Below are 14,238 nucleotides of genomic sequence, written 5' to 3'. Positions count from 1 at the left end.
GGGGCTTGGAGCTTGAAGGATGGGAAGAAAGGCCGGTCAGCGGTTGACCATCTTTGCGGGGGTGAGCCAGACCGCGATGGCGCCCACCACGAGCACCCCCGCCAGCACGAACATGCCGGCCTGCGTGGACTGGGTCAGGTCCTTGAGGTAGCCGATCATGTAAGGGCTGGCGAAGCCCGCGAGGTTGCCGACCGAGTTGACGATGGCAATGCCCGCCGCCGCCGCCGTGCCCGACAGGAAGGCCGTGGGCAGCGACCAGAACAGCGGCGCGCAGGTCAGCACGCCGGCTGCGGCCAGCGACAGGAAGATCAGGGAAAGAACGGTGTTGTCGGCGAAGAAGGCCGTCATCGCAAAGCCCACGGCGCCCATCAGCGCGGGCACGATCAGGTGCCAGCGGCGCTCGCGGCGCTTGTCGGCGCTGTGGCCCATGAGGTTCATCACCACGATGGCGCACAGGAAGGGAATGGCACTGAGCAGGCCGATGTTCAGCGCGCCCGTGACGCCCGTGGACTTGATCAGCGTGGGCATCCAGAAGGTCAGCCCGTACTGGCCTGCGACAAAGGCGAAGTAGATCAGGCACATCCACCAGACGCGGCGGTCGGCGAAAACGGCCTTGAGCGAATGCTTCTGGGCGCCTGAGTGCTGCTGGTCCAGCTCGATCTCGCGCGCCAGCAGCTGCTTTTCGGAAGCCGTCAGCCACTTGGCGCTGGAGATGCCGTTGTCCAGATAGAAGATGGTCACCACGCCGATCACCAGGGCGGGAATCGCCTCGATCAGGAACATCCACTGCCAGCCGTGCAGGCCATGGTCGCCGTGGAAGGCCTGCATGATCCAGCCCGACAGCGGGTTGCCGAAAATGCCGGCCACGGGGATGGCCGACATGAACAGCGCCACGATCTTGGCGCGCCGGTGGGCCGGGTACCAGTAGGTCAGGTACAGGATCACGCCGGGGTAGAAGCCCGCCTCGGCCAGGCCCAGCAGAAAGCGCAGGATGTAGAAGCCCGTGGGCGTTTCCACATACATGAACATGGCCGACAGAATGCCCCAGGTGATCATGATGCGGGCGATCCAGACGCGCGCGCCCAGGCGGTGCATGAGCAGGTTGCTGGGCACCTCGAAGAGGAAGTAGCCGATGAAGAACACGCCTGCGCCCAGGCCGAACACGGTCTCGCTGAAGCCCAGGTCCTGGGACATCTGCAGCTTGGCAAAGCCCACGTTCACGCGATCGAGGTAGGCGATCACATAGCACAGCATCAGGAACGGCACGAGGCGCCAGAACACCTTGGCGTAGGCGCGTGCCGTCTCCAGCGAGTCGGGCTGGCGCGGGGCGGCCCCGGCCTGGCCGGATGCGATATCCGTTGTCGTCATTTCAAGTCTCCCTTGGGTTCGCCGCTTGATGCGCCGCCTGGCGGCTGCGCGGCTGTGAATGGGCTGGGTGGTGGAATGCGGCCGTGGGCGCCGCGGTGCAAATCAGTAGCGCGCCCCGAAGGTGGTGCGCAGCTCGTCGATGGCGGCCGCGTCCAGGGGCTGCGGCCGGGGATGGGTCATGAGCCAGAGCCTTGCGGTCTCCTCCAGCTCTTCCAGCACATGGCTGGCCTGCTCCACCGAGCGTTCCCAGACCACGGGGCCCAGGCGCTCGAACAAGGCGCCGCGCACCTGGCCGGCCAGCGCGGCCACCTCGGCGGCGGCCTGCGGATCGCCGGGCCGGCGGTAGCGGATCAGCGGGATGCGGCCCACCTTCATGACCTGGTAGGGGGTGATGGGCGGCAGCACCTCGTCCTCGCGCCAGACGCCGGACAGCGTCAGCGCCACCAGATGCGTGGAATGCGTGTGGATGACGGCACGCGCCTCGCCGTCATTGGCGTAGATGCCTCGATGCAGGACCAAGGTCTTGGAGGGCTGGGCGCCGCTGACCCACTGCCCGCTGGCATCGACCTTGGACAGCTCGGCCGGGTCGAGCCGGCCCAGGCAGGCGTCGGTGGGGGTGATCAGCCAGCCGTCATGCAGGCGCGCGCTGATGTTGCCGGCCGCGCCGACGGTGTAGCCGCGCTGGTAGAGGCTGGCGCCGGTGGCGCAGATCTGCTCGCGGATGCGGGATTCGTCGCTCATGGGTGAACGCCCAGGCAAAGGCCAGGTGTGTGGGGTGCAAAAAGAGGTATGACTGATATTGTCATCAGGTCATCATACAAATTTTGCGCAAAAACCCAAACAAGGTGAAAACCCTTGGCCATGCGCCAAGGGACGGTTTCGGAGGTTCAGGGCTTGGCGGCCAGGATGTCGCGGGCCAGGCGTTCGCCGTCCTGCTCCCAGAAGCTGGCGTCGGCGCGGTGAATGCGGTCTATGGCGTTGCCCATGTGCGTGGCGGCGGCCTTGCGCGCGGCCTTGGGGTCGCCAGCCTCAATGGCCAGCACGATGCTGTGGTGCTCGCGTTCCACGGCCTTGCCGAAGTCCTCGCGCCGCGCCTCGTTGGCGCGCGTGATGCGCATGGCGCCGCGCAGGAACTGCGACAGGTAGTCCAGCGTGCTGATCAGGAACGGGTTGCCCGAAGCCTGGGCAATGGCGCGGTGAAACGCCATGTCCTCCTCCACGCCATCACGGCCCAGCCGCACGGCCTCGGCCAGGGCACTCTCCGCATCGTGGATGCGCTGCATGTCCTCTTCGCTGCGCCGCCGCGCCGCGAGTTCGGCCACCTCGGCCTCCAGTGCGCGGCGCACCTCGGTGATCTGGATCAGCGCATTCCTGCCAGCCGCCGGCAGGCCTTCGAAGTCCAGTGGCTCTATGCCTGCCGCCTTCACGAACACGCCGCTGCCCTGGCGCGATTCCACCAGGTTGCGCGACTTGAGCTGGGACACCGCCTCGCGCACCACGGTGCGGCTGACCTCGAGCTGCTGCACGAGCTCGGCCTCGGTCGGCAGCTTCTGCCCCGGCTGCAGATTGCCGGCGCGGATGCGCGCCTCCAGCTGCCGGGCAACCTGGTCCGCAAGCTTGAGACCGGGCTGGATGGCCGAGAAGGAAACCGTCATGGAGGGGGTGGGGGGCTGGGGAGACACGTGTGGCAGCGATTGTCTCAGAACGGTGCGGCCTGTACGGCCTGCTGCGGCAATCGACGCCCAGACCGTCCATGGCGGCAGGAAAGAGACCGATGGTTCTGCCGGAGTTGCGCGGCGCGCCATACTTGCGCCTTTGCAATCCGCCCGCCACGCCCGCCCCGGGCCAAGGCCGCTTCGCCATGTCAACGCCCACCCCGCATTCCGCTGCACCCACAGAACACTCGCACGATGGCGCCAATGCTGCCACTACCGCTATAGCCGCTATTCCCGCCATCGCCTCGCTGGCCGATGCCGCCTTCACCCAGCGCGTGCAGCACGCCATAGACCACAAGACCAAGCCGCTGGGCGCACTGGGGCGGCTGGAGCAGCTGGCGCTGCGCATTGCCTGCATCCTGGGCCAGGACAGGCCGGTGCTGCAGCAGCCGCAGATGCTGGTGTTCGCGGCCGACCATGGGCTGGCTGCGCGCGGCGTGTCGGCCTATCCGGTGGATGTGACCTGGCAGATGGTCGAGAACTTCATGGCCGGCGGCGCCGCCGTCAGCGTGCTGGCACGCCAGCATGGGCTGGCGCTGAACGTGGTGGACTGCGGCGTGGCACGCGACTTTCCCGCGCGCGAGCAGGACCCCGACGACAAGCTTCCCCAGCCCGGCCAGCCGCGCCTGTGGCGCCGCAAGCTGGGCTACGGCACGCGCGACTGCAGCCAGGGCCCGGCCATGACGGCCACCGAATGCGCCATGGCCCTGCGCAACGGCATGGCTCTGGTGCGCCAGCTGCCGGGCAATGCGCTGCTGCTGGGCGAGATGGGCATTGGCAATACCTCCAGCGCATCCTTGCTGCTGGCGCGGCTGTGCGGCGAGCCGCTGGCCGAGGTCACGGGAGCGGGCACCGGCCTGGATGCAGCCGGGCTGGCCCGCAAGATCGGGGTGCTGCAGGAGGTGCTGCAACTGCACGCCCAGGCCACGCAACCGCTGGACGCGCTGGCGGCCATGGGCGGCTTCGAGGTTGCCACCATGGTGGGCGCCGTGCTGCAGGCCGCTGCCGAGCGCCGTGTCATCGTGGTCGATGGCTTCATCACCACGGCCGCCGTGCTGGTGGCCAGCCGCCTGCAGCCGGCCGTGCTGGAGCGCTGCGTGTTCTCGCACCGCTCGGGCGAGCCCGGCCATGTGCGCATGCTGGCCCACCTGGGTGCCGAGCCGCTGCTGGACTGGCAGCTGCGTCTGGGCGAAGGCTCGGGAGCGGCCCTGGCTTGGCCGCTGCTGGTGTCGGCCTGCGCCATGCTGGGCGAGATGGCCAGCTTTGCGCAGGCAGGGGTGAGCACGCGTTCGGAGGAGGCATAGCCGCTGGAGCCGCGCCGCGGCTAGCGCGGTAACGCAGCTGCCGCCAGCTTGCCCAGCCGCCTGACCAGTGCGCCGAATCGCGCGGCATCGGTGTTGCCATAGCCGATCACCAGGCCGTTGTCCTGCGGCAGCGGCTCCATGGCGAAGGACGAGAGGGCGCCCGGGTTCATGCCGGCGCGCCGCGCCTGCTCCACGATGGCACGGTCGGACAGGTCCGGCGGCAGCCGCACCGTCAGGTGCAGGCCGCCGTGGCCGCCCAGCACCTCATGCTCCACGCCCAGTTGCGTGGCCAGCGCCTCGCGCAGGGCTGCCTGGCGCTCGCGGTACAGGCGCCGCATGCGGCCCAGGTGGCGCGAGAACTGGCCGCTTTCCATGAAGTCCGCCATGGCCAGCTGCTCCAGTCGATGGCCGCCGCGCAGCATCTCCTGCACCGCCGTTGCGGCGCTGGCCGCCAGGGCCTGCGGCAGCACCACAAAGCCCAGGCGCAGTGCCGGGAACATGGTCTTGCTGAAGGTGCCCACATAGAGCACCGGCGCGTCCGGCACCTGGCCCTGCATGGCTGCGATGGGCGTGCCCTGGTGGCGGAATTCGCTGTCGTAGTCGTCCTCGATGATCCAGGCCCCCGCGCGGCGCGCGCGCTCCAGCAGGTCCAGCCGGCGCGCCACCGACAGCACGGCGCCCGTGGGATATTGGTGCGACGGCGTGATCTGGATCAGCCGTGGAGGATGGCTGTCCCACAGGCCGGGGGCAATGGCTGCGCCATCCGCATCCACGCGCAGTGTGCTGACGCACAGGTCTCCCCCCGCAAAGGCCGACTTGGCGCCCCGGTAGCCGGGCTCCTCCAGCCAGGCATGGTCGCCCGGGTTGGTGAGCAGTTGCACGCACAGGTCCAGCGCACCCTGGGCGCCTTCGGTGACGATGATGCGCGAGGCATCGCAGCGCACGCCGCGCGAGATGCGCAGGTGCTGCGCAATGGCCTGGCGCAGTGCGGGCTCGCCCGCAGGATCGCCATAGTCCAGCGTGGCGTTGGCGGGAAGGCGCAATGCGCGGTCCTGCGAACGGCGCCAGGCGGGCAGGGGGAATCTGTCCAGCGCGGGCGTGCCCGGCGTCAGGGGCAGGCTGCGGTCGATGGCATGGCGCGTGGGCGCGATGCGGTCCAGGCGCCGTGCCGTGCGGGGTGCGCAGGGGGGCGCGGCGGCCGCCTCGGCGGCTGCCGTGGAATGGGTGGATACAGCCGCCACGCGCGTGCCCTGCCGGTCGGCGACCACATAGCCTTCGGCCGCCAGTTGCTCGTAGGCGATGAGCACGGTGTTGCGCGAGACTCCCAGATCCTCCGACAGGGCGCGCGAGGCCGGCAGGCGGTCACCGGCCGGCAGGCGGCCCGCCAGGATGGCCTGCTTCAGGCGCTGGATCAGTTGGCGCTGGCGGGGAGCCGCTCCAGGGCCGGATTGCAAGGGACTGGTCAGCAGGTCGGAGGCGTGCATGCAATGGGTGGCGTGGCACCATGAAATAAGGGGAATATGGCGCTTTCAATGATGCCACGCCAGCGCTATCGTGGCCCTGCCAAATGACCTGACCAGGAATCTCCCATGCCCCCCGCACTCAATGCCCACTCCCAACCCGTAGGCCACGACCTTCCCAACTGGACCCCGCGCCAGCGCCCGCCCCGCACGCCCATGCAAGGCCGCTACTGCCGGCTGGAGCCGCTGTCCGCCGCGCGCCATGCAGCCGATCTGTTCGATGCCTTCAGCCAGGCGCCGGACGCCAGCGACTGGACCTACATGTCGGTGGGCCCGTTCGCGGATGCCGAGGCCTATTTGCGCTTTGCCGAGGCCGCCCAGGCCAGCGATGACCCGCTGCACCATGCCGTCATCGACCTGGCCACGGGCCGTGCCATCGGCTCGCTGGCGCTGATGCGCGTGGACACGGCCAGCGGCGTGATGGAAGTGGGCTTTGTCTGCTACTCGCGCCAGCTCAAGCGCACGCGTGCGGCCACCGAGGCGCAGTTCCTGCTGATGCAGCGCGCCTTCGACGAGCTGGGTTACCGCCGCTACGAGTGGAAGTGCGACAGCCTGAATGCGCCGTCGCGTGCCGCAGCGGCGCGCCTGGGCTTCCGGTTCGAGGGGGTGTTCCGCCAGGCCGTGGTCTACAAGGGCCGCAGCCGCGACACGGCCTGGTTCTCCATCATCGACAGCGAATGGCCGGCGCTGCGCGCGGCCTACCAGCGCTGGCTGGAGCCGGGCAACTTCGATGCGGGCGGCGGGCAGGTCCTTTCGCTGTCCAGCCTGATGGAGCAGGGTGCGCCGCAGGCTCAGGAGACGGCAGGCGCGGCGTAGTAGGCCTGCAGCACCTCGATCAGGGCCTGCGCATGGCGCGGCAGCCGGCCCTGGTCGCGCACGAGGATGCGGCGCTCGCGCACGCTCCATGCGTCGGTCAGATCGATCAGCGCCAGCCCCATGCTTTCGCGGTTGCGCCGCGCGGCGCTCTCGGGAACGATGCCTATGCCCACGCCGGCGCCGATCATGCGGCACATGGCGTCGAAGCTGGACAGCTGTATGCGCAGCTTCATGGGCTTGCCCAGGCGCTCGGTCACACCTGCCAGAAATGTCTGCAGTGTGCTGCCCTGCTGCATGCCGATGGCGTCCTCGTCCAGCGTCTCGGCAAACGCAATGCGCTTGCGCCGCGCAAAGCGGTGGCCGCGCGGCGTGGCCAGCACCAGCCGGTCGGTGCTGAAGTGGATGGTCTGCAGGCCCAGCGTATCCACCTGGCCGGCCACGATGCCCAGGTCGGCCCGGCCGTCCAGCACACCGCGCGCGATCTCGGCGTTGGGCCGCTCCTGCAGGTCCACGTTCACGCGCGGGTGGTCGGCAAGAAAGGCGGGCAGGATCTCGGGAAGAAAGTCGGTCACGGCCGTGGTGTTGGCAAACACCCGCACATGGCCGCGCAGGCCGGCGCCGTACTCCTGCAGGTCGTGGCGCAGCTGCTCGGACTGCAGCAGCATGCCGCGCGCGTGGTGCAGGAAGGCTTCGCCGGCCGGCGTGGGGCGCACGCCGCGCGCCTCGCGGTACAGCAGGGGCATGCCCGCCTGCTCCTCCAGCGCCTTGATGCGCAGGCTGGCTGCGGCCAGGGACAGGTGCTGCCTTTGCGAGGCGCGCGTGAGGCTGCCCAGTTCGGCGGCATGCACGAACAGGCGCAGGTCCGTCAGGTCGAAGTGCATGAGGGGCATGAAGGGCGAAGAGGGCATGGGCTGGATCAAGGCTTTGTCAATTCCGAAGGCCGGGTCAGGAAATGCGCGATTGTGCGCTGGCCCGGCACGGGCAACCATGCGGGCTTGCGACAAGACCAAATGGAGACATGACCATGCCGGATTCTTCCTTTCCCCTGCCGTCGAGCCTTTTGCGCCGCCGAAGCCTGGTGGCCGCCGCGCTTGCCTTGCCCGTGCTGGGCCGTGCCCAGGCCTGGCCCGCGCGGCCCATCGTGATGATCGTCCCGCAGGCGCCCGGCGGCACCAATGACATCGTGGGCCGGCTGGTGAGCCAGAAGCTGGCCGAGGTGCTGGGCGCCAGCGTGGTGGTCGAGAACCGGCCCGGCGCGGGCGGCAACATCGGCACCCAGGCCGTGGCCAAGGCGCCGCGCGACGGCCATACGCTGCTGATGACCATCAGCAGCAGCCAGGCCATCAACCCCGCGCTGTACCGCAAGCCGGGCTTTGATCCGGTGAAGGACTTCCGGCCCATCGGCCTGATCGGCTCCGTGCCCAATGTGCTGCTGGCCCATCCCGGCTTTGCGGCCAAATCCGTGCCCGAGCTGATCGCCATGGCCCGGGGCCGGCCCGACGAGTTCCGCTATGCCTCGGCCGGCAACGGCACGCTCAACCATCTGCTGGGCGAGATGCTCAACAGCATGGCGGGCATCCAGCTGCAGCATGTGCCCTACAAGGGCGTGGCGCCCGCGCTCAACGATGTGCTGGGCGGGCAGGTGCCGCTGCTGTTCGGCAGCCTGCCATCAACGCTGCCCCATATCCAGGCCGGCCGGCTGCGTGCGCTGGCCGTGAGCGGCGCGACGCGATCGCCGCTGCTGCCCGATGTGCCCACCATTGGCGAGACCGTGCCCGGCTACAACGGCACGCTGTGGGTGGGTCTGTTTGCGCCTGAAGGCGTGCCCGCGCCGGTGCTGGCGCAGTTGCAGGACGGCATGGCGCGTGCGCTGGCGGCCGGCGATCTGCGGGGCAAGCTCGAAGCCTCGGGCGTGGAGCTGGCCGGGCCGGCGGACAGGCCCGTGCCACCCGCCCAGATGGCGGCCCTGCTGCGCGAGGACATCGCCAAGTGGGCGCGCATCGTCAAGGCATCCGGCGCATCGCTGGATTGACGCAAGGCCTCAGCCCTGCGGCTCCATGGCCAGCGCGAACAGCTCGCTGCGAAAGTGGATGCCCAGCCGCGCGAAGGCGCGGTTGCGGTAGGTCTTGACGGTGGGCAGGCTCAGGCACAGGTCGCAGGCAATGCCCTCATGCGTCATGCCCTGCAGCAGCCGGGCGCAGACATCGAGTTCGCGCGGCGTCAGGTCGGGCTGTGCCTGCAGCAGGCGCATGCGCAGGGCCGGCAGTGTCTGCCGCTGCCGGGGCTGGCTGGGTGGGGTGGCCGGGGCCGAGGCCAAGGCCGTTACCACGGCGGGCTGCGCCTGCGTCAGCGCGATGTGCTTGTGCGCCAGGGCCAGCAGCACGGGCGCCATGCTCCCGAAGCGGTCGATCTGCGCATCGCCCAGTGCCCTTTGGTGCTGGTGGCGATAGAAATTGACGGCAAACACACCGCCGTCGTCCTGATGCTCGACGATGGACACGCGCTCGGCCATGCCGTGCGCGTCGTAGACCAGGGCGCGGTGCTCGCCTTCCACCTCCTGGGCCGTGATGTGGCACAGCGCCGTGCTGCGTGCCGGGCCGGCGTCGCCGTGGTTCCAGGTGCTGTCGCGCAGATAAGGACCCGAGAGATAGGCCCACCAGCAGTCGCGCGTGGTGTCGCGCGCCTCGCTGCTGGCCGACAGGAACAGCTGCGGCCGGCTGCGCGGGCCCGTGCGATAGACCGACCAGGAGGCGGCGGGCAGCAGCGGGTTCATGGCCTCCAGCACCTGCCGGGCGAAGCCGGGCTCGCCCAGGCTGGCGACCATGTGGCCGATGGCGTGGCTGGGCGCGTGGCCGGACGCATGGCAGGACGCATGGGCGCCCAGGGCGCTGGCGTCAGGGGTGTCGGAGGGGGCGGTCCAGTGTCTCAAGGGAAGGCAGGGGAGGGCAGGGCGTTGTCATCTTCCGGGATGACGGCCGGCCCGGGCAATGGTGCTTATGCTAGGTCCGATTCCATCCACCGGAGCCCCAGAACCATGCCAGATGACGTGCCGCAGCTTGCGGCCTTGCCCGATCCGCGCTTTCGATTCTTCGCCGACCTGAGTGTGCAGGTAGGCCCGCCGCAGGAGGTCGGTGCCACGGCGCACGGCGGGCGCCGACTGATCCCCATCCTGGGCGGTACGGCCCGGGGCGACGGCTGGAGCGCGCGCGTGCTGCCCGGAGGCGCGGACTTCCAGCGCATCGTGCACGGCGGGCTGGCCGAGCTCGATGCGCGCTATGTACTGGAGACCGATGCCGGCGACCTGATCTATGTCTGCAACCAGGCGCTGCGCAGCGGCGACCCGGCGCACATGGCAAAGCTGGCGCGCGGCGAGCCCGTGGACCCCGCGCACATCTATTTCCGCTGCGCGCCCCGCATGGAGACGGCCAGCCGTGCGCTGGCCTGGATCAACGAGCGCCTGTTCTTCGGCACCGGCGCGCGCCATCCCGATCGCGTGCAGATGCGCTTTCACGAACTGCTCTGAGCCGCGCCTTTCCTCTCTCGATACCCACAATGCAGGAGACAAGACACATGAAAAACCAGGCATCGAAGTCGCGCCGCACCGCCGTGGCCTGCGCACTTGCCGCCGTGCTGGCCACCGGGCTGGCTCCCTGGACCGTGGTCGGCGCCCAGCCGGCCTTTCCGAGCAAGCCTGTGCGCCTGCTCGTCGGCTTTCCTGCGGGAACCGGGCCGGACATCGTGGCGCGCCTGCTCGCGCAGAAACTCTCCGAGCAATGGGGCAACCTGGGCGTGGTCGTGGACAACAAGCCGGGCGCTGGCGGCCTCATCGCCGCCAGCGAGGCGGCACGCGCCGTGCCTGACGGCTACACGCTGATGCTGGGCGAGACCGGCCAGCTCAGCATTGCGCCCAACACCTACCAGCGCCTGCCCTACGACCCGCAAAAGGACTTTGTGCCCGTCAGCCAGGTCGTCACCTCCGACTTCGTGCTGCTGGTCAATCCGCAGAAAGTGCCGGCCCGCAATGTGCCCGATTTCGTGGCCTGGGCGCGCCAGCGCAAGGAGCTGTTCATCGCCACCTTCGGCGCCGGCACGCCCGGCCATTTCGGCGCCTTCATGTTCGGCAATGCCGTGCAGCTCAAGCCCGAGCCCGTGCACTACAAGAACACCAACGATGCCCTGGGCGGCCTGTTCAGCGGCGACGTGCAGGCCGTCTTCGCCACGGCGGCCCTGGCCGCGCCCCAGGTCAAGGCCGGCAAGCTCACGGCCCTGGGCAGCACGGGCGCCACGCGCACCCAGTCCATGCCCGAGCTGCCCACCATCCGGGAGCAGGGCTATCCGTCGCTGGAGTTCAATTCCTGGTTCGGCGTGGTCGCGCCCGCCAAGACACCGCCCGAGATCGTGGCCAGGCTGCAGGCCGACATCGTGCGCGCCCTGCAGCAGCCCGACAGCCGCAGCCGGCTGGAAGAAGCCGGTTTCCGCGTGACGGGCACCACGGGCGACGAGCTCGCCCGCATCATGCGCGCCGACACGGTCACCTGGGGCAAGGCCGTGGCGGCCACGGGCTTCAAGGCCGATTGAAGCTCAGCGCTTGCCCGCAGCCGGCGCAGGCGTCTTGGGCGAGTAGTCGCAGTACGACGCCACCACGCATTCCCAGCAGCGTGGCTTGCGGGCCTGGCAGACGTAGCGGCCCAGCAGGATGAGCCAGTGGTGCGAGTCCACGGCATAGGCCGGGGGCACGCGCTTCATGAGTTGCATCTCCACGGCCAGCGGCGTCTTGCCCGGTGCCAGGCCCGTGCGGTTGCCCACGCGGAAGATGTGCGTGTCCACGGCCATGGTGGGCTCGCCAAAGGCCACGTTGAGCACCACGTTGGCCGTCTTGCGGCCCACGCCGGGCAGGGCTTCCAGTTCCTCACGCGTGCGCGGCACCTGGCCGCCGTGGCGCTCGACCAGGATCTGGCAGGTCTGCATCAGGTGTTTGGCCTTGCTGCGGTACAGGCCGATGGTCTTGATGTATCCCTCCAGCCCTTCAAGTCCCAGGTCCAGGATGGCCTGGGGCGTATTGGCCACGGGAAACAGCTTGCGCGTGGCCTTGTTCACGCCCACGTCCGTGGCCTGGGCCGAGAGCAGCACGGCAGACAGCAGCTCGAAGACGTTGGTGTATTCCAGCTCGGTCTGGGGCGAGGGATTGGCGGCCTTGAGCGTGGCGAAGAAGGGTTCGATGCTGGTGGTTTTCATTGTGGGGGCGCGTATCCATCGATGTGGCGTGCATTGTCATGCAAGCGCGGGTATTTGAAAGTGCGTAACAGGGTCTAGGAATGTTCTGATTTTTCATGTCTGCCAGGGTCAGATCGTCTGGTTATGCAGATGTGGCGTTGACTGGCCAAGGCCGCATCGCAATAGTCGGCCGGATCGATTCCACCGACACCAGACATCCAGACATCACGCCACCAGGAGGGGGGCGACCACATGGCCACTCGCAAGATATCCGCTTCTCCCGCGCTCGCATCGTCACAGGCCCTGCTGGGCAATGTGCGGGACCTGATCGAGGCCGCGCGGCTTCGCGTGGCAGCCAACGTCAACAGTGAACTCACCCTGCTGTACTGGCACATCGGCCAGCACATCCATGGCCATGAATCTGAGGTGCGGCAGGCAGGCTGCAGCGATGAGGTCCTGCCGGTGCTGGCCGGGCATCTGGTCCAGGACTATGGCAGCAGCTTCTCGGAGAAGAACCTGTGGCGCATGAGGCAGTTCTCCACTGCGTTTCCCGACCAGCCCCTGGTCATCTCGCCGACCCGGAAATTGAGCTGGGCGCATTTCATTGTGCTGATTGCGATCAAGGACCCAGTGCAGCGCGAGTACTACGCCAGCATGGCGAGCCTCGAGCGCTGGAGCGCACGCACGCTGCGCAGCCGTATCGACTCCCAGCTCTATGAACGCCTGGCGCTGCCCTGCGATGCCGAGGCGCTGATCGCGCAGGAGCCGGTCACGCCGCGCAGCACCGAGCGCATGTCGCCGGCGCTGTTCATGCGCGATCCCTACATCTTCGACTTTCTGGGGCTGCACGATGCCTGGCAGGAGGGCGACCTGCAGGCCGCCATCATCCGCGAGATGGAGGCCTTCCTGCTGCGGTCGGGCACGGGCTTCACCCTGGTGGCGCGGCAAATGCACATGCATATGGATGAGCAGGACTTCCACCTCGATCTGCTGTTCTACAACCGCAAGCTGCGGCGGCTGGTGGCGGTGGAGCTGAAGGTGGGCGAATTCACGGCCGAGGACAAGGAGCAGATGGAGCAATACCTGCGCTGGCTGGACCGGCATGAGCATGAGCAGGGCGAGAACACGCCGATGGGCATGGTGCTGTGCACGGGCAACAGCTCCGAGCAGATCGAGCTGCTGGAGCTGGGACTGCGCGGCGTGCAGATGGCCGAGTACCTGCCCGGCCTGCCTGAGCGCCAGACGCTGGCACAGCGGCTGCGGCAGGCCACGCGCCGGGCGCAGTGGCATTGGGCGCAGCGCCAGCTGGAAGGCGGGCCGGCCTGAGCGCCTGCCGCTGCGCTTGAGACCCGTTCCCCTTCTTCTTCCTTCGTTCCCTTCTCCTCTTCCTCCTACCCAGGCGGCAGCAGTTCCCGCAGGTGCTCCACAAAGGCCCGCACGCCCTTGGACAGGGTGCGTCCGGACAGCGTCTGCAGCTCGATGGCGCGCGCATTCATGCCGCGCTCGCGGATGGGCGCCGCATGCAGCTCGCCTCGTCGCACGCGCTCGCGCATGGTGACCTCACCGCCCAGCGACAGGCCGCCGCCGTGCAGCACGAAGTGCACCAGGGTCTCGAACTGGCCGCTGACCAGGGCGGGCTCGAACACCAGGCGGCGGTGGCTGCAGGCGATGTCGAACAGCTGGCGCGCGGTGTTGGCGTCCTCGGGCAGGGCAATCGCATGGGGATGCATCTGGGCCAGGGTGATGCTGGCATGCCGGGCCAGCGCATGGTCGGGCCGCATGATGGCGACCACGGGCGAGACCTGGCGGTGCCAGACCTCGATGTCACGTGCCGCCGCGCGGCTGTAGGTCAGGCCCACATCGGCCTTGCCGCCCAGCACGGCCTGGGTCACGGCGGCAGGGGCTTCCACGCGCAGGTGGAACTGCATGCCCGGGTACTGTTCGCGGAAAAGCGCCATGGCGCGTGGCAGGAATTCGATGGCAAAGCCGCCCGAGCTGCACACGCGCACCACGCCCCGGCGCAGGCCCTGCAGGGCCTCGATGTCGGAGACCACACGGTCGGCCTCCAGCGCACCGCGGCGCGCGTGGGCGGCCAGCAGTTCGCCTGCCGGGCTGGGCGCCATGCCGCGCGGGCGGCGCTCGAACAGCGGCACGCCCAGCATCTCTTCCAGTCCGGCGACCTGGCGGCTCACGGCCGAGGGCGAGACATTGAGCCGCGTGGCGGCTTCGCTGACCGAGCCGCTGCGCACCACTTCGAGAAAGTAGCGCAGGGCCGTGTCCTGTAGGCGGTTGGAAAGCATG

General features: G+C 68.9%; 14 protein-coding genes. 6 read left to right on the top strand and 8 right to left on the bottom strand.

Annotated features, from left to right (window positions below):
- Positions 1-36: 36 nt before the first annotated feature.
- The 3 genes from LGR64_RS15755 to LGR64_RS15745 all read right to left on the bottom strand — a co-directional run bounded on the left by LGR64_RS15755 (position 37) and on the right by LGR64_RS15745 (position 3,023).
- Positions 37-1,368 (bottom strand): MFS transporter, encoded by a 1,332-nt coding sequence (locus tag LGR64_RS15755; protein ID WP_088165280.1) that lies wholly within the window; start codon positions 1,366-1,368, stop codon positions 37-39.
- 102 nt (positions 1,369-1,470) lie between these two features.
- Entirely contained in the window at positions 1,471-2,109 is a 639-nt protein-coding gene (otnC, locus tag LGR64_RS15750) for a 3-oxo-tetronate 4-phosphate decarboxylase (protein WP_230356025.1), read from the bottom strand.
- Positions 2,110-2,255: 146 nt separating this feature from the next.
- Entirely contained in the window at positions 2,256-3,023 is a 768-nt protein-coding gene (locus tag LGR64_RS15745; protein WP_013803197.1) for a FadR/GntR family transcriptional regulator, read from the bottom strand.
- 119 nt (positions 3,024-3,142) lie between these two features.
- Here LGR64_RS15745 and cobT point away from each other — a divergent pair, with 119 nt between their 5' ends.
- Positions 3,143-4,387, top strand: coding sequence for a nicotinate-nucleotide--dimethylbenzimidazole phosphoribosyltransferase (cobT, locus tag LGR64_RS15740; RefSeq protein ID WP_230356024.1), 1,245 nt, complete (start codon positions 3,143-3,145; stop codon positions 4,385-4,387).
- A 20-nt stretch (positions 4,388-4,407) separates the two neighbouring features.
- Here the strand turns inward: cobT and pdxR are convergent, their stop codons facing one another.
- The gene (gene pdxR, locus LGR64_RS15735; protein ID WP_230356023.1) at positions 4,408-5,871 is read right to left on the bottom strand and encodes a MocR-like pyridoxine biosynthesis transcription factor PdxR; all 1,464 of its coding nucleotides are present in this window, start codon (positions 5,869-5,871) and stop codon (positions 4,408-4,410) included.
- Positions 5,872-5,976: 105 nt separating this feature from the next.
- On the opposite strand from pdxR, the gene LGR64_RS15730 reads away from it, so the two are divergent.
- Positions 5,977-6,723: a GNAT family N-acetyltransferase gene (locus LGR64_RS15730; protein WP_199961436.1), complete on the top strand. Its 747-nt coding sequence runs from the start codon at positions 5,977-5,979 to the stop codon at positions 6,721-6,723.
- Here the strand turns inward: LGR64_RS15730 and LGR64_RS15725 are convergent.
- The gene (locus LGR64_RS15725) at positions 6,699-7,604 is read right to left on the bottom strand and encodes a LysR family transcriptional regulator (protein WP_026062687.1); all 906 of its coding nucleotides are present in this window, start codon (positions 7,602-7,604) and stop codon (positions 6,699-6,701) included. The genes LGR64_RS15730 and LGR64_RS15725 overlap by 25 nt on opposite strands.
- Positions 7,605-7,747: 143 nt before the next feature.
- Between LGR64_RS15725 and LGR64_RS15720 the strand changes: the two genes are divergently transcribed.
- Complete coding sequence (locus tag LGR64_RS15720; RefSeq protein WP_230356021.1) at positions 7,748-8,755, top strand: tripartite tricarboxylate transporter substrate binding protein; 1,008 nt, start codon at positions 7,748-7,750, stop codon at positions 8,753-8,755.
- 9 nt (positions 8,756-8,764) lie between these two features.
- Here the strand turns inward: LGR64_RS15720 and LGR64_RS15715 are convergent, their stop codons facing one another.
- The gene (locus LGR64_RS15715) at positions 8,765-9,652 is read right to left on the bottom strand and encodes a helix-turn-helix transcriptional regulator (protein ID WP_442873819.1); all 888 of its coding nucleotides are present in this window, start codon (positions 9,650-9,652) and stop codon (positions 8,765-8,767) included.
- Positions 9,653-9,757: 105 nt separating this feature from the next.
- Between LGR64_RS15715 and LGR64_RS15710 the strand changes: the two genes are divergently transcribed.
- Together LGR64_RS15710 and LGR64_RS15705 are read left to right on the top strand one after the other, a co-directional pair.
- Entirely contained in the window at positions 9,758-10,246 is a 489-nt protein-coding gene (locus LGR64_RS15710) for a DUF3237 domain-containing protein (RefSeq protein ID WP_016453040.1), read from the top strand.
- A 47-nt stretch (positions 10,247-10,293) separates the two neighbouring features.
- Positions 10,294-11,301, top strand: a complete 1,008-nt coding sequence (locus tag LGR64_RS15705; protein ID WP_013803189.1) for a Bug family tripartite tricarboxylate transporter substrate binding protein — start codon at positions 10,294-10,296, stop codon at positions 11,299-11,301.
- A gap of 3 nt (positions 11,302-11,304) precedes the next feature.
- Here LGR64_RS15705 and nth read toward each other — a convergent pair whose 3' ends face one another.
- Positions 11,305-11,958, bottom strand: a complete 654-nt coding sequence (gene nth / locus LGR64_RS15700) for an endonuclease III (protein WP_013803188.1) — start codon at positions 11,956-11,958, stop codon at positions 11,305-11,307.
- 231 nt (positions 11,959-12,189) lie between these two features.
- On the opposite strand from nth, the gene LGR64_RS15695 reads away from it, so the two are divergent.
- The gene (locus tag LGR64_RS15695; RefSeq protein WP_230356019.1) at positions 12,190-13,263 is read left to right on the top strand and encodes a PDDEXK nuclease domain-containing protein; all 1,074 of its coding nucleotides are present in this window, start codon (positions 12,190-12,192) and stop codon (positions 13,261-13,263) included.
- A 65-nt stretch (positions 13,264-13,328) separates the two neighbouring features.
- On the opposite strand, the gene LGR64_RS15690 is transcribed toward LGR64_RS15695, so the two are convergent.
- On the bottom strand, positions 13,329-14,237 hold the full coding sequence (locus tag LGR64_RS15690) for a LysR family transcriptional regulator (RefSeq protein WP_230356018.1): 909 nt from the start codon (positions 14,235-14,237) through the stop codon (positions 13,329-13,331).
- Position 14,238 lies beyond the last annotated feature (1 nt).

The sequence above is a fragment of the Delftia sp. Lp-1 genome (assembly GCF_020523835.1).
GTDB classification, from domain to species: domain Bacteria; phylum Pseudomonadota; class Gammaproteobacteria; order Burkholderiales; family Burkholderiaceae_C; genus Comamonas; species Comamonas acidovorans.
Note: the sequence above shows the minus strand (reverse complement) of the source record. Positions and strands in the feature narration are given on the sequence as shown.